At 59.3% G+C, this 19,497-nt stretch carries 18 protein-coding genes; 7 read left to right on the forward strand and 11 right to left on the reverse strand.

All coding sequences use genetic code 11. The features are described from left to right. Positions 1 to 51: 51 nt before the first annotated feature. The 3 genes from Poly24_RS22280 to Poly24_RS22290 form a co-directional block, all read right to left on the reverse strand. Positions 52 to 1,050, reverse strand: coding sequence for an ABC transporter permease (locus Poly24_RS22280; RefSeq protein WP_145100890.1), 999 nt, complete (start codon positions 1,048 to 1,050; stop codon positions 52 to 54). A 17-nt stretch (positions 1,051 to 1,067) separates the two neighbouring features. Continuing rightward, the gene (locus tag Poly24_RS22285) at positions 1,068 to 2,597 is read right to left on the reverse strand and encodes a sugar ABC transporter ATP-binding protein (RefSeq protein ID WP_145100893.1); all 1,530 of its coding nucleotides are present in this window, start codon (positions 2,595 to 2,597) and stop codon (positions 1,068 to 1,070) included. Between the two features lie 68 nt (positions 2,598 to 2,665). Beyond that, on the reverse strand, positions 2,666 to 3,715 hold the full coding sequence (locus Poly24_RS22290; protein WP_145100896.1) for a sugar-binding protein: 1,050 nt from the start codon (positions 3,713 to 3,715) through the stop codon (positions 2,666 to 2,668). 197 nt (positions 3,716 to 3,912) lie between these two features. Between Poly24_RS22290 and Poly24_RS22295 the strand changes: the two genes are divergently transcribed. Further along, positions 3,913 to 5,820 carry a hypothetical protein gene (locus Poly24_RS22295; protein WP_145100899.1) on the forward strand — a complete coding sequence of 636 codons (1,908 nt, stop codon included), beginning with the start codon at positions 3,913 to 3,915 and terminating at the stop codon, positions 5,818 to 5,820. 41 nt (positions 5,821 to 5,861) lie between these two features. Here the strand turns inward: Poly24_RS22295 and dprA are convergent, their stop codons facing one another. From dprA to Poly24_RS22330, 7 genes are all read right to left on the reverse strand, one after another. After that, entirely contained in the window at positions 5,862 to 6,998 is a 1,137-nt protein-coding gene (gene dprA, locus Poly24_RS22300) for a DNA-processing protein DprA (RefSeq protein ID WP_231753288.1), read from the reverse strand. Positions 6,999 to 7,073: 75 nt separating this feature from the next. After that, positions 7,074 to 7,637 carry a dual specificity protein phosphatase family protein gene (locus Poly24_RS22305; protein WP_231753289.1) on the reverse strand — a complete coding sequence of 188 codons (564 nt, stop codon included), beginning with the start codon at positions 7,635 to 7,637 and terminating at the stop codon, positions 7,074 to 7,076. Between the two features lie 82 nt (positions 7,638 to 7,719). Further along, positions 7,720 to 8,601: a hypothetical protein gene (locus Poly24_RS22310; RefSeq protein WP_145100903.1), complete on the reverse strand. Its 882-nt coding sequence runs from the start codon at positions 8,599 to 8,601 to the stop codon at positions 7,720 to 7,722. 41 nt (positions 8,602 to 8,642) lie between these two features. Then, positions 8,643 to 9,071, reverse strand: a complete 429-nt coding sequence (gene aroH, locus Poly24_RS22315; RefSeq protein ID WP_145100906.1) for a chorismate mutase — start codon at positions 9,069 to 9,071, stop codon at positions 8,643 to 8,645. Positions 9,072 to 9,310: 239 nt separating this feature from the next. Further along, positions 9,311 to 9,790: a response regulator gene (locus Poly24_RS22320; protein WP_315852218.1), complete on the reverse strand. Its 480-nt coding sequence runs from the start codon at positions 9,788 to 9,790 to the stop codon at positions 9,311 to 9,313. A gap of 65 nt (positions 9,791 to 9,855) precedes the next feature. Beyond that, positions 9,856 to 10,329: a hypothetical protein gene (locus Poly24_RS22325; protein ID WP_145100908.1), complete on the reverse strand. Its 474-nt coding sequence runs from the start codon at positions 10,327 to 10,329 to the stop codon at positions 9,856 to 9,858. A gap of 194 nt (positions 10,330 to 10,523) precedes the next feature. Next, a complete protein-coding gene (locus tag Poly24_RS22330; RefSeq protein WP_231753290.1) occupies positions 10,524 to 11,426 on the reverse strand; it encodes a glycosyltransferase family 2 protein in 903 nt (300 codons plus the stop codon). 813 nt (positions 11,427 to 12,239) lie between these two features. On the opposite strand from Poly24_RS22330, the gene folK reads away from it, so the two are divergent. From folK to Poly24_RS22360, 6 genes are all read left to right on the forward strand, one after another. Then, positions 12,240 to 13,202, forward strand: coding sequence for a 2-amino-4-hydroxy-6-hydroxymethyldihydropteridine diphosphokinase (folK, locus tag Poly24_RS22335; RefSeq protein WP_231753291.1), 963 nt, complete (start codon positions 12,240 to 12,242; stop codon positions 13,200 to 13,202). Positions 13,203 to 13,223: 21 nt separating this feature from the next. Further along, positions 13,224 to 14,075, forward strand: coding sequence for a pantoate--beta-alanine ligase (gene panC / locus Poly24_RS22340; RefSeq protein ID WP_145100911.1), 852 nt, complete (start codon positions 13,224 to 13,226; stop codon positions 14,073 to 14,075). Between the two features lie 987 nt (positions 14,076 to 15,062). Beyond that, positions 15,063 to 16,493, forward strand: a complete 1,431-nt coding sequence (gene leuC / locus Poly24_RS22345; RefSeq protein ID WP_145100915.1) for a 3-isopropylmalate dehydratase large subunit — start codon at positions 15,063 to 15,065, stop codon at positions 16,491 to 16,493. A 99-nt stretch (positions 16,494 to 16,592) separates the two neighbouring features. Beyond that, positions 16,593 to 17,177 (forward strand): 3-isopropylmalate dehydratase small subunit, encoded by a 585-nt coding sequence (gene leuD, locus Poly24_RS22350; protein ID WP_145100918.1) that lies wholly within the window; start codon positions 16,593 to 16,595, stop codon positions 17,175 to 17,177. A 9-nt stretch (positions 17,178 to 17,186) separates the two neighbouring features. Beyond that, positions 17,187 to 17,489 carry a DUF167 domain-containing protein gene (locus Poly24_RS22355; RefSeq protein WP_145100921.1) on the forward strand — a complete coding sequence of 101 codons (303 nt, stop codon included), beginning with the start codon at positions 17,187 to 17,189 and terminating at the stop codon, positions 17,487 to 17,489. Positions 17,490 to 17,560: 71 nt separating this feature from the next. Further along, on the forward strand, positions 17,561 to 18,364 hold the full coding sequence (locus tag Poly24_RS22360) for an SDR family NAD(P)-dependent oxidoreductase (protein WP_145100923.1): 804 nt from the start codon (positions 17,561 to 17,563) through the stop codon (positions 18,362 to 18,364). Between the two features lie 38 nt (positions 18,365 to 18,402). Here Poly24_RS22360 and Poly24_RS22365 read toward each other — a convergent pair whose 3' ends face one another. Next, positions 18,403 to 19,491, reverse strand: coding sequence for an alpha/beta hydrolase (locus Poly24_RS22365; protein WP_231753293.1), 1,089 nt, complete (start codon positions 19,489 to 19,491; stop codon positions 18,403 to 18,405). Positions 19,492 to 19,497: the final 6 nt, after the last annotated feature.

Genomic DNA, 19,497 nt, shown 5'->3' on the forward strand with positions numbered 1-19,497 from the left:
GCGGTCACACCGCCGCCACAAGTCTTCCGATCGCGACCGCTTCGGTCGCGATCACTCCGCCTGTTGAGCCAGTTCGGCTTGCAGGCGTGCTCGCCGCGCGGCGGCGAAGCGTTTGACATATTCGTCGGCGATCACTCCGCCGAGAATCACGATCCCAATCACCGCAAATTCGATGTTGGTGGGGATCGCATCGATCAACGTGATCGAATTCTTCAGCACCTGCATCACCGCGGCTCCGATCACAACACCGATGATCGTCCCCTCGCCGCCACGCAAGCTGCAGCCCCCCAAGACCGCCGCGGCGATCGCGTAGAGTTCGTAGAAGTTGCCAAAGTCAACAGGCTGGGCACTGCCGACATCCAGCACAAACAGCATCCCGCCCAGCCCGCTCAACAGCGCACAGATCATGTAGGCCAGGATGATCATCCGATCGGTGTTGATCCCGCTGTACCGAGCCGCGGTTTCGTTGCGGCCCAACGCCAACATGTAACGCCCGTAGATCGTGTAGTTCAAAAACAGGATCGCCAGCACCGCCACAACGGCCAGAATCAGACAGGGATAAGGGATGCCAAAGTCGGTCCCGGGCAACGGCATCTGCCCCTGAGCCAGAGCTCGCAGCGATTGGTATCCGCTCTTGAAACCCTGCGTCTGATCTTGCACGATCCCGCGCGTGATCCCGCGATAGACCAACAGCCCGCACAGCGTGACCACAAACGGTTGCAAGCGGACCTTGGTGATCAGCAGGCCATGGCTGAGTCCAACCGCCAGCGAGATCCCCAACGAGATCAGTAAGGCCAGCGGCACCGAGAACTCTTGCTGGACCAACATCCAGGGCAACAGACAGCCGATCATGCAGACGACCGATCCGATCGAGAGATCGATCCCACCGGTGATGATCACAAACGCCGCCCCCACCGAAATGATCCCAAACAGCGCGCTGCGGCGGATCAAATTCTCGATGTTAAACTGCGTCAAAAAGCGATCGCTCATCAGCGCCGTGACGACGCAGATGAAGACCAACAGACCCAAGATGCCAAGTATTTTTTTCATGTTATCGAATCGTTCGTTCAGGTCGACGCGGCGGCGACGGGGTTCCCGGTCGCCAATTGCATCACCGCTTCTTCGGACAATTGCTCGCGTCGCAATTCACCGCTGATCTTGCCTTCGTGCATCACGATCGTCCGATCGCTCATGCTTAACACTTCTTCCATTTCGCTGGAAACAAACAGCACCGCCACGCCGCTGGCCGCCAGTTCTTCCATCAATCGATAGATCTCTTGCTTGGCACCGATGTCGACGCCGCGCGTCGGTTCGTCCAACAACAGCACCTTGGGATGCATCGACAACCACTTGCCGATCACCACCTTCTGCTGATTGCCGCCCGACAGAAACTGAGTCGGCAGCATATCCGAACTCGATTTGATCTTCATCTCCGCGATCATCCGATCCGAATCGGCCCGTTCCTTTTGGCGATTCAAGAAGCCCCCCGGATGCCGATGCCGCTCCAACCCGGGCAGCCCCACATTCATCCGGATCCCCATCTCCAGGATCAAACCCTGCTGCTTGCGATCCTCGGGAACCATCGCGATTCCGGCATCGATCGCGTCGCGGCAGTGCCTCAACCGCAGAGGCTTCCCCGCCACCAAAACCTTTCCCGAGACAGCCCGCTGAGTTCCGAAGATCGTCGACATCAACTCGGTTCGGCCGGCTCCCACCAATCCCGCGACGCCAACGATCTCGCCAGCGTGAACCTTGAAATCCAAAGCGTGAGCGGGCCACGTCGATGTCCGCAGCTGTTTCACTTCCAGCATCACGTCGCCCCGCGGATGCTCCGCTCGCGCGTAATACTTCGAGATATCGCGTCCTACCATCCGTTGGACCATCGCGTCGTGGCTGATCTGATCGCGGCTCAAATGCCCCGCGTTTTCTCCATCGCGGAGGACGGTGACCGTGTCGGCGAGTTCGATGATCTCGCCCAATCGATGCGAGATATAGAGGATCGTCACACCCTGTTCGCGCAGCCGCCGGATGACGCGGAACAACGCTTCGGTCTCGTGCTGCGAAAGGCTGCTGGTCGGTTCGTCCATGATCAACAACCGCGCATCGACCGACAACGCCTTGGCGATCTCGACCATCTGCTGCATCCCGATCGTCAGATCGCCAGCGATCGTCCCCGGATCGATATCCAGCCCGACCATCTGCAAGTACTGCCGCGATGCTTCGCGGATCTTGCCGAAATCGATCAATCCGAACCGCCGCGGTTCGCGCCCCAAAAACAGATTCGCCCCGACGTCTAGGTTGTCCGAGAGGTTTAACTCTTGATGGATCAGCGCGATCCCCAGCTCCAACGCCCGCTGCACCGAATCGATTCGAACCGGTTTGCCGTCCAGCAGAATCTGCCCCGAATCGGGCAACTGCACGCCGGCCAAGATCTTCATCAGCGTGCTCTTGCCGGCACCGTTTTCGCCGATCACGGCATGCACTTGCCCCCGCGCCGCCGACAGCGAAACGCCGCTGAGCGCAGCGACTCCCGCAAAACGTTTTGTTACGTCACGAACCTCTAACAGTGGCACTGCCGCCGGGGAATGGGATGTCATGCAAACGAACTTGGCTTACGGAAAAAACGGGCACCTCGGCATCGAGGCTCCCGACGCTCGGCTTGGAATTACTCCGCTGTCTCACCCATGTTCTTCTTCAACTCGGCCCAAAATTCGTCCAGGTTATCCTTGCGAATCTTGCGAGCCGGGATGTCGAGGAATCCGTCTTCGGGAATTCCCAGCGACTGGAGATTCTCGCCGCGAGCCAACCCCGCCAACACCTTGACCGATTGCCGTCCGTATTCGAACGGATTTTGCACGACGGTTCCGTAGACGTTGCCGTCTTGAATTCCCTGCAGCGTCTCTTGAGCTTCGTCGAATCCGATGACTTTGATTTTTCCAAGATGTCCGCTCTGCGTGAGCGCTTCGAGCATCAGCGGCGGGTTGTAGGCGAACAGCCCCACCATGCCAGCCAGATCGGGATGGCGGCTGATCGCATCCTCGGCGTTCGCTTTCCCTTGAGCGCGATCGAATTGATCGGTGTAGGTGCCGACGATGTGCCAATCTCCCTCTTTGATCTCCGCGTCGGGCGGGTCGAAACGGGTCGGATCTTCGCTGCGTCCCAGGACCGCGTCGATCACTCCCTGACGTCGGCGGCGCGCGTTGTCCTGTTCCAAGCGGCCGATGAAAATCGCCAACTTGCCCCCCTCGGGCATCGCTTCGCGGACCAGTTCGCCGCACATCCGCCCCGCGATGTAGTTGTCGACCCCGATGTAGCACAGCCGATCCGAATCGGGAGCGTCGCTGTCGTGCGTGATCACCTTGGCGTACTTCGCCGCCTTGTTGATCAACTCGGTTTGATTCTCTGGATCGATCGGGCTGATCGCGATCCCATCGGTCCCCTTGGTCAAAAGATCTTCGATCATCCGCTTCTGCGCGGTGATCCCTTCAGCCGGCATCAACACCTCGACGTCGGCATCAAAATCCTTTCCACCTTGCTTAACGCCCGCTTCGGCGATCACCCAAAACGACGCGACGCCGTTGGTCACATAAGCGACGCTGGGGCGTTGGCCGGAGTCGCCGCCACCGGCCGAATCGCTGGAACTTTTATTGCATCCGGTACCCAGTACCGAAACGCAGGCGAACAGGGAAAGCAGAAAAAAAGTTGGCTTCGACATGGAGGTCCATTCAACGAGATCAAGTGCAAGGGGGCGGTCGGCAACAGCAAACGCCCGGTTGGGGAGAATCGATCGAATTGGAAAGTATCGTGTCCACTGTCAGGCTGGTCAACCTTTTCCCCAAACCAAGCTATATTGAAGGCTCGCCGCGATCGGATCGATTCCCATCACCCCCAAATTGAAAAGCGTCTGGCTCAATGCCCCAGTTCCCCGAACCTTTGCAGATCAGTCCACGCATCTCGGTGATCCCGATCATCCATGGTAGCGGCGATTTTTCCTGGGAAGTTCGCCGCCGGATGTTGGAGCACGAATTCGATTGCGTTGCGATCCCGCTGCCTCATTCGTTTCAACAGCGAGTCGAAGAGGGGGTGTTGCAGCTGCCCAAGCCCTCGATCGTGATCCAGCCGACGTCGCCGCGGTTTACCGAATCGGAGTGGTCCGAATCGCAGTCGGCCGACGACGATGAAGACGATTTCGACGACGAATCCCCGACCAGCTATGTGCCGATCGATCCCTGCCAGCCGGTGATCATGGCGATCCGGATCGCGATGGGGGAACATCTGCCGCGGCATTTCATCGACCTGGAGACCGATCCGTTTGAGCCGATGTCGGCGACGATGCCCGATCCGTTTGCGCTCAAACGCGTTCCGCTGGAACGTTTTGCGGCGGCGATGTTGCCGGGCGTTCCGCATCCGCCCGACCGCCAGATCCAACAGCGGATCTTGCACATGGCCCTGCGGCTCCGCGAACTCGAACAACGCTACGACAAGATCCTGTTGGTCTGCAGCGTTCTGCAGTGGCCTTGGGTCCGGCAGGCGTATCGCGAAAGTGATGCCGAGATGCCCGAGCACGATCTTGTCGAACCGCCCGAGATCTACGACGTCAATCCGCGGTCGTTGAACTTCATGTTTGGCGAACTCCCCTACATCACGGGACTGTACGAACGGGCCCGCGCCGAACTGGAGGACGATCGCTTCATGTCGATCGATGGCGTCAAGCAACTGCTGCTGGCCGCTCGCGATGCCTACCGCGCCGACCTCGGCGTGCGAGCTCGCAAAGTGACGCCGCTGCTGCTGAGTCAGTGCCTGAAATACATTCGCAACCTGTCGCTGATCGGACGCCGGATGACGCCCGATCTGTACACGATCGTCGTCGCGGCAAAACAGATCCTGGGGCCGCAATTCGCGCTGCACGTGGTCGAAACGGCGCGGTCGTATCCTTATCTAAATTCGGATTCGAACAACGATCGCAATCAGGTCACGTTGGGGATCGACCAGGCGCGGCTCCCCGATGGCCAGATCGTTCCGCTGGTCAACCGCTTGCCGGGTCCCGAGGTCAGCTGGCAGACGCTGCAATTAAATCGCCGCCCGACGCAAGAGGAATCGAAGCGTTGGCAGTACCGCTGGAATCCGTATGGGCAATGCAGTTACCCGCCCGAAGACCAACAGATTGAAAACTTCCGCACCCGCGTCGTCGAACGGGCCCAAGCGATCCTGGGAACCGATCTGGCGCGGACGGAGAAGTTTACCACCAGTGTGAAAGATGGCATCGACATCCGCGATACGCTGCGTCATTGGTACGAGAAACAGATCTACGTCAAAGTCCTTCCGCCCGATCGCGGCAAGCTCGATTGCTGCGTGATGCTGTTCGACAGCCCTTCGGATCCGCGCGATTACCCGTGGCGTACGACGTGGTTCGCCGAACACGAAGAGGAATCGACGCTCGCCTTCTACGCAACCGACTTCTCCAAAGAGATGGTGGGGCCGGGGATCGGGATGTCGGTCTATGGCGGCGCGATGTTCCTGTTCCCGCCGGTCGTGATCCCCGACATCTGGAACGATCCACGATTGGACTTCGTCGACTCGCTGGAAGAGCGTTTGATCGCCGCGGCCTGCACCTACTCGCGTTCCCGACAGATCGCGATCATGTCCAGCCTACCGCCGGGAGCGGGCTGGCGTCGGCTGGCCAAGCGATTCCATAAACACTTGGTCCATGTGCCGATCGGATCGTTCAGCGACAGCCACATCCAGCAACTGCGAATGGTCCACGTCCTCAACGGCCAACACATCCGCAGCTACGCCGCCGATTTCATCCGCAAAGCGTAAAGCAGTCCCGCAATCAGTGTTCCCGCTGATTGCAGACCACCTTAAATCCGCACTAGGTGCTGGCCGCCGGTCCGTCGAACCAAGCGTCGCATCTCCAGCACGCTGACGGTCGACAGCACTCGGTGAGCTGGCAATTTCGTGTTGGCGATGATCTCGTCGATCGATGTTGCCATGGCGCCGATCGCGTCGAGCACTAGGCACTCCTGTTCATTCAACAGCAACTCGGCGGCCTGATGCAATTGTCGCGGAGCGTCGTCGGAATCGCGAACCTGGACCGGTTGAGACAACGGCCCTAGGCTCTCCAAGATGTCGTCGACCGATTGGATCAACGTGACGCCATCGCGGATCAATTGATTCGTGCCGCGCGACATACGAGAATTGACGGGACCGGGCAGGGCGAAACAGTCGCGTCCCTGCTCGCTCGCCAATCGCGCTGTAATCAGCGCACCGCTACGGTCGGCCGCTTCGATCACGCAGACGCCAAGCGACAGCCCGCTGATCAAACGGTTGCGTTGCGGGAACATTCCCGCACGCGGCTTGGCCCACGGCGGATTCTCGCTGATCAAACACCCGTTGGCCGTCACGTCATCCGCCAAACCACCATGTTCCGCCGGATAGATCGCCCCCATTCCGCCGCCGAGCACCGCGATCGTGCGGCCTCCCGCATCGAGCGCCGCCTGATGAGCGATGCCATCGATTCCCCGCGCCAGCCCACTGACAACGGTCACTCCCGCGCGAGCCAAGCCCGCCGCCAACACCTGCGTCTGCCGTCGCCCATAAGGCGTCGGATGCCGAGTGCCGACGATGGCGACCGCCAGTTCATCTTCTTTGACAAACGTCCCCCGCATGAACAACACCGGCGGCGCGTCGCATAGTTCCAGCAAACGTTTGGGATAGCCGTCGGCAGCCTGCGGCACGATCTCGATCTGCAACCGCTGGCACTCCGCGATCAAATCCTCGACGTCGATTTGCGCGTCGGGACTGCGGATCGCCTCGACCAACTTCGGCCCCACGCCGGCGACTCGCAGCAACGCATCGGACGATGCGGCAAGAACATCGCTGGGCGAATCAAAGCACTCCAGCAAAGCGGTCAGCGTCCGTGGACCGATGCCGGGCAACATTGCTAAGCGAAGCAATGGGATCAGTGGATCGTCGACGTTACCCGAAAATTCAGACAAGGCATTCTTCCGCACGTGGCATCGAATGACCAATTATCAAGTTTACCTTGGCAAGCGTCAATAAGATGGCGCGACCTAGCTGAGCCGCTTGGCAAATTCAGCGACGACCGGACGTAGATAGACATGCGGATTCACATGCGGTCGACGCTCAAGCAGAATCTTCTGGGCCTGTTCGGGAGTTTGTCCGCGATACTTGATCAACCAACAAAGAGCGACCGTTGCGCTGCGGGCGCGGCCCGCTTTGCAGTGGATGTAAACCGTGTGCTCTTGAGCGACGTGCGACTGCACAAATTCGACAGCCCGCTCGATATCCTCCAACTTCGGATGCGTGAAGTCGGTCGTCGGCATGCGGAACTGTTCGATTCCCATCGCGTCGTAGACAGCTTGCGGGCCAGCATACTCTTCACACGTGTTGACGACCGCACGGACTCCCTGCTCGTACATCAGCGAGACATCGCGAGCGAACGGATACGCGCCGACGATCACATGCGGATCGATCGGATCCCACCAGCGGCGAACTTTCAACGCTCGCCCCAACAACATGTTCCACGTCAACGTCGGATAGAAGACGCCCCGTGCGTACATGCGCTGCCACAGCGGAACGTTCTTGGGAAGCGGCGTTTCTGGCTTGGGATCCATGACTTATTTCAAAGAGGCGGAAAGAGGTTGGTTGGATCGATCCGAACGGGACCGACGATGGCATCGCACAGGCGCCGTCGACCTACGCGGTCAGAATGCGATCGAGCGCTTTGAGCCCCACGGGAAACGGAGTCGTCCCCTCGCGCATCTGCGACCACCATTGGTTCAAGCTATCGGCGGTGCAATTGCTGTTGATCCGCCGGGTGTTCCAAGCATCCATCAGCCGCGAAAGTTCGACGTCGCCCAACAGCTCGACGTCGCGAGCGGCTTCGAGAACGATCGGCAACAGGGCCAATGCGGCCAGGTCGGGAAGGTGTTTCGCGTCGACTAATTTGCTGGCCGCCTTGCGTCCCAGCCCCAGTCGCGCCAACAACCAGCCCAAGCGAACGACTTCGGGAATATCGGGAAACGGATTGGCAAGCACCGCCTCGATCCAAACCAGGCCGGTCTCAGGGCTCGCGTCGCCTCCGCCGCCCAAAGCGGGCTGGACGAACGCGACCGTTCCTTTTTTGGGCATCAGATCGCGATGCGTCAGCTTGCCGATCACGGCGATCAAACCGGGGCCTCGCGCCTCCCATTGCTCCTGCAGCACGCGAGCCCGCAGCGGCAACTGTTCGCTGAGTTTTGGAAACGCTTCGGCGTAGGCGATTTTCAGATCCGCCAACTGGCCCGAGATCGTCGGAGCGATCGAATCGGCCGCCAGCTCGCCACAGCCGGCTTGCAGCAACGCCGCTTCGACCCGCGCTCGGTGGTCGCGGGGACGATCGCCCGCGGCGATCAAACCATTCCAAAACCGATCGACGTCGAGGTCGGCCACGGCAAGACGATCGCTGATCGATTGCACGCTGGCACCGATCAATCCAGCCAATTGAGGGTCGGCCACAGGCATGCCGCTAGCGACCGCCGCCGCTGCGTACAGCGGGCTGATTTCGGGAGTCGTTTTCCAGGTGATTTTGATAGCCATCGTTTCGAAAGGATCCACCGAACGCATCGCCGATGCTGGCGTTACGATTGCAGATTCTCCGCGATCCAGGCCTCCAACTCCGCGTCATCGACCGGAGGCAGTTTGCAGAGATCGGGCCTTAGGCTGGCCGCATCGCGAAGATAGACATGGTGAATCTTGTCTTGCGGGACGTCTGTATTCCAATGCAACAACACGCGAATGCAGCGTGGCAAGGAACCACTGACCGAGATTTCGTAACCGCACATCAAGGGGACATCGATCCAGCCCAATTGCCGCGCCGCAAGAGCAGGAAATTCCGCGTCCAGATCTTTGGTGACCGTAAAGATGGCACTGGCCAAATCGGTCGCCTGGATGTCGTTTTGACGCATCATCAAGGCCAACATCTGCCGTGTCGCAAGTAAAATTTGCGATTTTGAATTTTCGTCGACCGTTATCGCGCCGCGCACGCCGCGGCAAACCAGATTGGGCATGTTCGCTCTCACAGTAACTATCGTGTTGTTGGAGCGTTAATATACCCCAAACGCGTCGGCAATCGAAGCGGCTTGACACCGAGACGGCAAGCCCGCGAACTCCCAGGAAAGCGGACCTACCGAGGGATGCGGCTTGTCAGAGTGAAGATAGCGTCAGCCAACGCTCCGCAACGAACGCCTTGGGGCACGCGGACCACCTGTTGCACGTCCGCACAGAATCCTGATAGCCGACCGAAACGCTACGACGATGTCGCCAGCGTGTGCTCGGGAAAGACCGACCGCAAAGCGCGAGCGCCAAACACGAGCAAGCGTTTGTGCTCGCGGACAACGCGCAGAAACTTATCTTCATCGACCGGCTTCTCGATGTAGTCGTCGACCTTCAGCGTCGAACAAATCGTTCGATTTTCGGGATCGCCCGAAGCAGTGAGGACCACGACGGGAACCTCCGACAAGTTCGGCATCTGCCTCAAATCACGCAAAAGATCCGTCCCATTGCCATCGGGCAACAACAGATCCAACAGCACAAGATCGGGCTGCGGCGCGCGACGAAAAACCCCCTCTTGCCGAACAAACGCCAACGCTTCAGAAATGCTCCGCACCAAGGTCACGCGATGATGGATACTGCACCGCCCCAAAGCCAAGATCGTTACCCGCGCATCGAGCAACCCATCCTCGACCAGCAAAATCTCCATCGGACGACAAACGGTCTGTGAAAACATTAGCTCAAAAACTCCTTCGCAGAGACCAGGAGCGCAACCGCCGCGCTCGCAAGGTACAGTGCATTCTACCGCTTTAAATCAAAATAGGCGATTTCTATCAAATCATCTTCACAGCGTTCATGCTCCTGCAACGCCATGTCGAAGGCTTGTGTTTCGTCAATCAATCGCTCCACTTCGTTCGCCGCAAAACCGCGGTATTGCAATTCTTCTGCCAATTCGCACAGGTCGGTCAACTGTAAAAACAAACGACAATGTTGTGCTTGAGCACGCTCGGCGGTTTCGCTGATTCGTCGTTCGATCGTCCCGGGACACTCAATGTAACCGTACGATTCCTCCAGCGCGAACTGCAGCGACAAATGATCGCGCAGCTGATCCAACAATCGCACCAGACGCTTCGCAATTTCCGAACGCAGACCGCCCTCTTCGCAGGTTTGGCGAACCTGATGCAACGTGTCCCAAAGCTCGTGATTACTCTCTTTGATCTCCTGCAGGAACGCCGGGTTGACGGTGAGCGTCATGACTTTGGTGCGCATCAGCATGATCGAAGCCTCCAGGTTAAGTGAAAAGTCGGAGACGGGTGCGAGGGCATGGGCCATCCCAACCACCCGAATTGAAGAGAGCAGCCATCTTTTAGGCTACGGCGACCGCAGGGCCTTCGTCAAGCAAATTCTCGCCGCCCCCACCGGTTCCGTCCCAATCCCCCACGCATTGCACGCAAACCGTTGCTATCAAATCACTTAACTCGCCCCAACAGTCCATAGCGCACGATGCACCACAATGCGCTGACCCCATCTTTCCAACCAATTTTCTTGCCCTCGTCATACCACCGATGTTGGTACCGGATGGGGCGTTCGGTGAACCGCAACTTACGTTGGGCAAGCTTCGCAGTCAGTTCGATTTCGATGCCAAAACGGTTCTCTTTCAAGTCGAGGACCAGTTCTTGAATGATGTCTCGACGCACCATCTTGTAACACGTTTCGACGTCGCTCAATCGCAACCCAATGGCAAGGTTGCACAACCCCGTAATCAAACCATTGACGGCCTGGTGCCACCAAGGGGACACTTGGCGATCGCAATGGCCATAACGCGTGCCGTACACCACATCCGCCTCGTCGGCGACCAAGGGTTGCAACAGCCACCGAAAGTCGTTTGGGTCGTATTCAAGATCGGCATCTTGCACGACCACGCAATCACCTTGGGCCGCCACAAAGCCAGTCCGCACCGCTGCTCCCTTGCCCGCGTTGGCAGGATGATGGATGACGGTTAAATCGGCCGATGCGGGCAGGGCGTCGAGCACTTCGTGACTCCCGTCGGTGCTGCCGTCGTTGACCAAGATGATTTGCAGCGGCAAACCGGTGCTGCGCAACCGCGTAATCGCCCGTTCCACCGTCGTCGCTTCGTTGTAGACCGGGACGACAACCGACAACAGGAACCCTTCGGGCAGTGGGAAAATCCCCATCCGACGACAGACCGCCGGCCCTAGCAAATCGCAACAATTCCGATAGTGCTCATGCGTCCAGACACGAGGATCATTGATCGCCATGCCGCCGTCGTTCTCCAGCGACAGCTGGCCGCCCCCTCCCGCCATCGGTGTCGGCGTTTTCGTTTGTTTTGACGCGGGGTCGAATTCCGACATAGCGAACAGGTCCGTAATACGTCTTGTTAGAAAGCGAATCAAGATCGAGACCAGACCATTTTGCCAGACGCATACTCAATCCACAAATCGGTCAGCACATCGAAAATCTATCGAGCCGACAAGGCTTCGCATAGCGCAATGCAAGCATCTCCAGCAAACATGAAAAAATTTGCATTCAGCGCGGGCTGATTGCTTGACAACCTTACCGCATCCGGCACAATGATGCGAAATCATAACGCCTGCTTGGTTGCCAAATCAGCGTTTGGCTTGCGAGCTGCCGAGATGAGATTTAATCGCCTCCGTCTAATGCAAAGTGTGGAATCGCAGCGATGATAGTCTTTGGAAAACGAAATCGTTCGATTAGTTCTCCGGCCAAACTCTGCGTCCCTACCGACTCTTCCAGCTGACTCCATTTTGGTGTCGACCGCGTCCTAAAGGCACGCGTTTCCAATCGCCTTTCGCCCGCAGATCGCGGTTGCAAAACGAAACAAAAAACAGCTCTTCTGTCTACCGTTGCGCCTCGACAGAACGACCATACACAGCCAAGGAAACACGAACCGAACTTTTGAACTTGGGGGGTGGTGATGCAGGGAGTCACAGCCAACGACACGAATGTCGAGAACCGGACTTCCCCTCCTTGTTTGAGATTGTTGATCCACGCGTCGCCATGGATGGCGAATGCGTGGGTCCTTTTTAGGTTCCCTCGCCCTGTTCAAGCCCAGCCGAACAACAACGTTCTCCATGGACACCGCAAGGGCTTCAGTCAGCAGGATGCTTGCCCGCTGAAACACCCCACTGCTGAATGATCCACTCGTGCCCCACTGCCTGATTAGTCTGGGATCCAACCTCGGCGATCGCGATGAATTAATGCGATCCGCGGCGATGGCGATCGCCCGCCACCCCGACGTCCTGGCGATGCGATGCAGCCGGATCTTTACCACGCCGCCGGTCGGTGGCCCCAGCGGCCAATCGATCTTCTTCAACGCAGCGGCCGTGATCGAAACGACCCTCTCGACCGCTGGCGTACTGAACCTACTGCAGCAGACCGAACAAGATCTTGGCCGCGTTCGCAAACAGCGATGGGACCAACGCAGCATTGACTTGGACGTTGTCTTATACGGCGATTTCGTCGGCGCATCGCTGCAACTAAAACTCCCCCACCCTCGCTACACCGCCCGCGGGTTTGTCTTGGCTCCCGCCCAAGATGTCGCTGGCGATTGGCGCGATCCGAGGTTTGGATGGACCCTGCGACAACTCTACGAACACCTCCAAGCCGCCGCTCCGTCGGTCGCTCTGGTCGGAGGGGGTAGCGAACTGAGATCCGAGATCTGCAACCAACTGTCCGCGCAGCACGGCATCGCGATCCGCCGCCACACCGCATCCCCACCGGCGATGTCGATCATCGGCCACGCCCCCGGCACCGTAGCGGCAGCAAACCAAACGCCCCCCGCTGCCCAGACCGCCAACATATCGACGCCCGACAACACACCGTGGGTCGCCGATTTTGTTCCCGAAGCGATCGCGACGACCTCGCCCGAGATCGCCTCGCGCGATCCCAACATGCCGCGACTGATCGCTCGACTGCACCGCACGACGCCCGAAACCCGCTGGCCCTCGCCGCAGATCATCTATCGCAACGGTTGGAATTGGCCCGAATACCGCCTGGAAGTCGACGACCTCCCATGGGCGGTAAGCGAAGTCGCCGCGGCGATCGATTCGATGCAGTGCGAAGTGCATCCGATCACCCCCGACGGCAACTGGGCATCCGACACCTAACACCGCCCCAAAGAAACCGTTATGAAAATCGTAAAACTTGTCACCGAGGCCCAGCGATGGACGCTCGACCAACGCGCCGTCGGGAATCGCGTCGGCCTGGTCCCTACCATGGGGGCACTCCACGCCGGTCACATCAGCCTGGCCCAACGGAGTCGCACGACCTGCGATCGCACCGCGGCCACGATCTTCGTGAACCCCACGCAATTCGCTCCTAGCGAAGACCTCGACAAATATCCCCGCACGCTCGACGCGGACCTTGAAAAACTGGAAGCCGCCGGCGTCGACTTGGTCTTCACCCCCGAACCGAGCGAAATCTACCCGGCGGGATTTTCGACCTACGTCAGCCCTCCCGCTGTTGGCGGCACGCTGGAAGGAGCCAGCCGCCCCGACCACTTCCGCGGCGTCACAACGGTCGTCATGAAGCTGTTTAATATAGTTCCGGCCACTCACGCCTTCTTCGGCCAAAAAGACTACCAACAAGCCGCCGTCATCTCGGCGATGTGCCGCGACCTGAACGTCCCGATCCAACTGGAGATCTGCCCGATCGTCCGCGAGCCCGACGGATTGGCGATGAGCTCGCGAAATCGCTATCTCTCGGACGACCAACGACAGCGAGCCCTAGGCCTGAGCCGGGCCCTGCAGGCGGCCGAGCAGCAGTTCCACAGCGGCACAACCGACGGCCCACAGCTAGAACAAACCATGCTCCGCGCACTGACCGAAGCCAAGGTCAACACGCTCGAATACGCAGTAATCGCCGACGCGATCACGCTCCAACCGCTGCCAACGATCGATCGCCCCGCCGTCGCCCTGATCGCCGCCCGCGTCGGCGTGACCCGGCTGATCGACAACATGCTGCTGACGCCAGGCAATTAACAGAGCTCGCCGCGACAGATTTCACCCTCCCATCGCAGCAGGGAGGGTCGGAAAACAAGCGTTTAGCGAGTTTTTCGGCCAGGGCCGACCGACGCGAGCAATCACCGCGGACATACCTCGCGCCCCCTCCCCGAACCGCGCTTCGCGGGTTCGACCCTCCCCTACCAAACTTCGTTTGGGGGCGGGTGAAGCGATGCCGCACTTCACCTTCCCGGCGAAGCAGGGAGGGTCGGAAAACAAGCGTTTAGCGAGTTTTTCGGGGAGGGCCGACCGACGTGATCGAGCACTGCGGACATACCTCGCAACCCCTCCCCGAACCGCGCTTCGCGGGTTCGACCCTCCCCTACCAAACTTCGTTTGGGGGAGGTGAAGCGATGCCGAACTACACCCTCCCAGCGAAGCAGGGAAGGTCGAAAAACAAGCGTTTAGCGAGTTTTCCGGGGAGGGCCGACCGACGCGAGCAATCACCGCGGAAGTACCTCGCGCCCCCTCCCCGAACCGCGCTTCGCGGGTTCGACCCTCCCCTACCAAACTTCGTTTGGGGGAGGGTGAAGCGATGCCGAAATTCACCCGCCCAGCGAAGCAGGGAGGGTCGAAAAACAAGCGTTTAGCGAGTTTTTCGGGGAGGGCCGACCGCCGAGATCGAGCACTGCGGACGTACCTCGCACCCCCTCCCCGAACCGCGCTCCGCGGGTTCGACCCTCCCCTACCAAACTTCGTTTGGGGGAGGGTGAAGCGATGCCGCACTTCACCCGCCCAGCGAAGCAGGGAGGGTCGGAAAACAAGCGTTTAGCGAGTTTTCCGGGGAGGGCCGACCGACTGCAAATCCGCTACGCGACAGCCCGGGCGTCAATTGGCAACTGGCATGCAATCCAAGCACGCCAGCGGCCGACATCTGTCCCCCATACCGAGAACCTCGCCTGCCAAATACAATAGTGTTTTAGAAAATTCCGAACCTCAGCGGCGCTCCTGGCGTCTCGGCAACTGATGACAACAGCACAAAGCAGCGGGGGACAGCCCCGCACGATGTTTGAAAAGATCTGGGACAACCATGTTGTTCACAGCGAACCTGGCAAACAGACGATCCTTTATATCGACCTGCACCTGGTTCACGAAGTGACCAGCCCGCAGGCGTTTGAAGGTTTGCGGCTCGCAGGCCGCAAGGTGCGTCAGCCCGGTCGCACGATCGCAACTCCCGATCACAACGTCCCGACCAGCGACCGCAGCCTGCCGATCGCCGACCCGATCGCTCGCAAGCAGATCGACACCCTGCGCAATAACTGCAAGGAGTTCGGTGTCCAGTTGTTCGACATCGACGACGTTCGCCAAGGGATCGTCCACGTCATCGGCCCCGAAAACGGCTTCACCCAGCCCGGCATGACGATCGTCTGCGGCGACAGCCACACCGCCACCCACGGTGCGTTTGGATCGTTGGCGTTCGGCATCGGCACCAGCGAAGTCGAACACGTCCTGGCGACGCAGACCCTGCTGCAATACAAGCCGAAGACTTTTGAACTGCGTGTCGAAGGGGACCTCCCCCGCGGCGTCACGGCAAAAGACACGATCCTGTATCTGATCGGTAAGATCGGCACCGCCGGGGGAACCGGTTACGTGCTGGAATTCACCGGCGATCCGATCCGCAAATTCTCAATGGAAGAGCGGATGACGGTCTGCAACATGTCGATCGAAGCGGGGGCTCGCGCCGGCCTGATCGCTCCCGACGAGCTCACCTTTGAGTATCTCCGCGGCAAGCCCGAAGCCCCCAAGGACTTCGACGCCGCTGTCGAGAAGTGGAAGCAACTGCCAAGCGACCCCGGGGCCACCTACGACCGCAGCGAGGTCTTCCAAGGTTCCGACATCCAACCGCAAATCACCTGGGGAACCAACCCCGGCCAAGTGATCAGCGTGATGGACCGGATCCCGTCGCCAGGCGATTCGACCGACCCGACCGAACAAAAATCGACGGCTCAAGCGCTCGAATACATGGGCCTGACCGCCGGCAAATCGCTGACCGACGTCCATATCGACCGCGTATTCATCGGCTCGTGCACCAATGCACGGATCGAAGACTTGCGAGCCGCCGCGGCAGTCGCCAAGGGGCACAAGGTCAGTGGCAGTGTCAACGCGATGGTTGTTCCGGGCAGCGGCAAAGTCAAACGACAAGCCGAAGAAGAAGGCCTGGATGTGATCTTCAAGGAAGCCGGCTTCGATTGGCGTGAAGCGGGCTGCAGCATGTGCCTGGCGATGAACCCCGACAAACTCGCTCCGGGCGAACGCTGTGCCAGCACCAGCAACCGCAACTTCGAAGGACGCCAGGGCAAGGGAGGCCGCACGCACTTGGTCAGCCCAGAAATGGCAACCGCTGCCGCCGTCGCCGGTCACTTCACCGACGTCCGCCAGTGGGACTTCAAGAGCTAGCCAGCGGCATCAGCCGACCCGCCCGATCGCCACGCGATCGGGCGTCGCGAAGTACTCCCGATCACCAAATCTCACCGATACAAAACTGCGTTCAATTCCATGCAAAAGTTCACCAAGCACACCGGCCTCGTCGCGACGATGGATCGCGCCAATGTCGACACCGACCAAATCATCCCCAAGCAGTTCCTGAAGCGGATCGAGCGGACCGGCTTCGGCCAGTTCCTGTTCTTCGATTGGCGATACAACGAAGACGGGTCGGACAACCCCGACTTTGAACTGAACCAACCAGCCGTCAAAGATGCTTCGGTCCTGGTCACCCGCCGCAACTTTGGCAACGGATCCAGCCGCGAGCATGCGGTCTGGGCTTTGGACGACTACGGTTTCCGCGCCGTCCTCGCTCCCTCGTTCGCCGACATCTTCTTCAACAACTGTTTCAAGAACGGCGTCCTGCCGATCGTGCTCAGCGAAGAAGACATCGAAGAAATCTTCCGCCGCGCCGAACAAAACGCTGGCTACCAATTGACCGTCGACCTGGAAAACAACACGGTCAGCGACGGCCAAGGTTTCGATCGCACGTTTGAGGTCGAACCATCGCGACGCCACAACATGCTCAACGGCCTCGACGACATCGCGATGACGCTGGAACACGAAGCGAAGATCTCCGCCTACGAAGCGACCCTCTAGTCCCTGGCGATGATCGAAACAACGCCCCGCGAAAACCAATTGATATTCGCGATCCACGTTTCCGCTGGCAGCCGACGCAACGAAGTCGGCGGCCAGCATGATGGAGCCCTTCGCGTCGCCGTCACGCAAGCTCCCGAGAAGGGCAAAGCCAACGCGGCGATCATCAAACTGCTGGCCAAAACTCTGGGGATCAGCAAGAGTCAACTCGAGATCATCTCGGGCGACACACACCGCCGCAAAACCATCGCGGCCTCTCAGATCGATCCACACGAGATCGATCAGCAATTACAGACGCTATCGACGAAGGGCTAGAGTGTCGCCGACTTTTCATCGGCTTGTTATCTCCTCCATTACACGAACGGTATGAAGCTGAGTCGACTGCCATGAAATCGATCCAAGAATTGTTTGATGTCGAGAAACCGGTCGCTTTTGTTACCGGCAGCGGAGCTCCTCGCGTGGGCAACGCGATTGCCTGGCGTTTGGCAAGACGCGGTTTTCGGATCGTCCTGCATTGCAACTCAAGTATCGCGAATGCCGAACAAACGGCTGCGGAGATGGCCGCCGAAGGAACGGAAGTCTTGATCGTGCGAGGACCGATCGACGACCAAGTGGCGGTGGATCAAATATTTCGCGAAATCGATCAACGCTTCGGCCGAATCGATGTGCTGGTCAACAGCGCGGCGATTTGGAGCCCCAAGCGATTCGAAGACGTCACGGCCGACGATGTCCGAAAGAACTTGGAAGTCAACACGCTAGGAACGTTCATCGCTTCGCAGGCCGCTGGCCTGCGGATGGTTGACCAAACGCGTGGTGGCGTGATTGTGAACATCGGCGACTGGGCCGTGGTCCGGCCCTATGTCGACTATGCCGCTTACTTCCCCAGCAAGGGTGCGATCCCGACGATGACTCGCAGCCTGGCTGTCGAATTGGCTCAACGAAACCGATTCATCCGCGTCAATGCGATCCTCCCGGGGCCGGTGCTACTGGGCAGCGATGTGTCCACGGAAGTCGAGGAGGCGAATCGTGAATCGACGCTACTTAAACGTGTTGGCACCGCCGAGCATGTAGCGCACGCCGTCGAGTTTCTGGTCGAAAACGACTTTGTCACCGGCATCTGTCTGAACGTCGACGGCGGACGCGCGATCTATGCGGGCGACCCCATGCAGGTTGACCATCGCACCGATTGACACCGCGGCGAACGGCTTCTATCGCGCCAGGCTTCGGCTCATGGAGTGGCTTTGTCGCCGACAGTCCGCAGCAGGAAATCACGCTGCATCGCGCGAATCTCTGGCTGGGCAAACTCGGGGCCGCCGTGCCCCGCCCCTTCGAGCAGCTGCAGCTGGCTGTCGACACCGGCCGCTTGCAGCGCTTTGTAAATCGCTTCGCTTTGATTCGGCGGAACGGTTCGATCGTTGGTGCCATGCAGGATGAGAAAAGGCGGGTCGTTGGGCCCAACGTAGCTTATGGGATCTGCTTTCTTCGCTGCGTCGAGTCGCTTCAGCACTTCGCCGCCAAGTAACCTCGTTTCGGGAGAGCTTGGTCGAGCATGCGATTCGTACCCCGGCGTCTGAACGAATTGGATCAAGTCGGTCGGTCCGTAAAGGTCGACAACCGCTTGCACATCGCTGCGCTGATCCGCCCAACCGCCGTTGCCTTCCAGTTCGGTCACGCCAGCCGACGTACCGAGCAGCGCCGCCAAGTGGCCGCCGGCGGAACTGCCCCCCACCGCAATGCGATCGACGTCGATGTTGTACTCCTTCGCATGCGCCCGTAGAAAGCGGATCGCACATTTGCAGTCTTCGATCTGTGCCGGGAAGATCGCTTCGCCCGACAACCGGTATTCGATCGTCGCCCCCACAAAGCCATCCCGAACGATTGGCACCACCTGCTGAACGCCCCCCTCCTTGCTTCCTCCCATCCATCCGCCGCCATGAATCCACACGTAACATGGTTGCGGTTTCTCAGCGGACTGTTTCGGGAGAACCAGGTGCATCTTCAGATCGCGACCGCCGCCTTGGCCAAAGACCACATCGCGGCGAATCTGAACGTCGTCGGGCGTCTTCATTGCAGAGCGATCGCGTCGCGTTGGCATCAAAAAGTCTTTGCTCGTGAGTTCGTCGTCTCCATTACGATCCAATCGATCAAACAACCGTGGCGGCCCTTGAAACTCTTCACGAGTCACTTTGCCGTCGCGGTTTCGATCGTCGCGTTGCACGCGTTGAAAGATTGCGGGCGTGGAATTTTGCGGTTCCGAAGCTTCCGACTGCCCGAAAGCGTTCGATTGCAACCCAATAAACATCAGAACAATTAACACCCGAAA

Source organism: Rosistilla carotiformis (genome assembly GCF_007753095.1).
Lineage (GTDB): Bacteria > Planctomycetota > Planctomycetia > Pirellulales > Pirellulaceae > Rosistilla > Rosistilla carotiformis.

Coding starts and splice junctions, on each gene's coding strand:
- Poly24_RS22280 (WP_145100890.1), bottom strand. CDS start 1,050: ATGAAAAAAATACTTGGCATCTTGGGTCTGTTGGTCTTCATCTGCGTC.
- Poly24_RS22285 (WP_145100893.1), bottom strand. CDS start 2,597: ATGACATCCCATTCCCCGGCGGCAGTGCCACTGTTAGAGGTTCGTGAC.
- Poly24_RS22290 (WP_145100896.1), bottom strand. CDS start 3,715: ATGTCGAAGCCAACTTTTTTTCTGCTTTCCCTGTTCGCCTGCGTTTCG.
- Poly24_RS22295 (WP_145100899.1), top strand. CDS start 3,913: ATGCCCCAGTTCCCCGAACCTTTGCAGATCAGTCCACGCATCTCGGTG.
- Poly24_RS22305 (WP_231753289.1), bottom strand. CDS start 7,637: ATGGATCCCAAGCCAGAAACGCCGCTTCCCAAGAACGTTCCGCTGTGG.
- Poly24_RS22310 (WP_145100903.1), bottom strand. CDS start 8,601: ATGGCTATCAAAATCACCTGGAAAACGACTCCCGAAATCAGCCCGCTG.
- aroH (WP_145100906.1), bottom strand. CDS start 9,071: ATGCCCAATCTGGTTTGCCGCGGCGTGCGCGGCGCGATAACGGTCGAC.
- Poly24_RS22320 (WP_315852218.1), bottom strand. CDS start 9,790: ATGTTTTCACAGACCGTTTGTCGTCCGATGGAGATTTTGCTGGTCGAG.
- Poly24_RS22325 (WP_145100908.1), bottom strand. CDS start 10,329: ATGCTGATGCGCACCAAAGTCATGACGCTCACCGTCAACCCGGCGTTC.
- Poly24_RS22330 (WP_231753290.1), bottom strand. CDS start 11,426: ATGTCGGAATTCGACCCCGCGTCAAAACAAACGAAAACGCCGACACCG.
- panC (WP_145100911.1), top strand. CDS start 13,224: ATGAAAATCGTAAAACTTGTCACCGAGGCCCAGCGATGGACGCTCGAC.
- leuC (WP_145100915.1), top strand. CDS start 15,063: ATGACAACAGCACAAAGCAGCGGGGGACAGCCCCGCACGATGTTTGAA.
- leuD (WP_145100918.1), top strand. CDS start 16,593: ATGCAAAAGTTCACCAAGCACACCGGCCTCGTCGCGACGATGGATCGC.
- Poly24_RS22355 (WP_145100921.1), top strand. CDS start 17,187: ATGATCGAAACAACGCCCCGCGAAAACCAATTGATATTCGCGATCCAC.
- Poly24_RS22360 (WP_145100923.1), top strand. CDS start 17,561: ATGAAATCGATCCAAGAATTGTTTGATGTCGAGAAACCGGTCGCTTTT.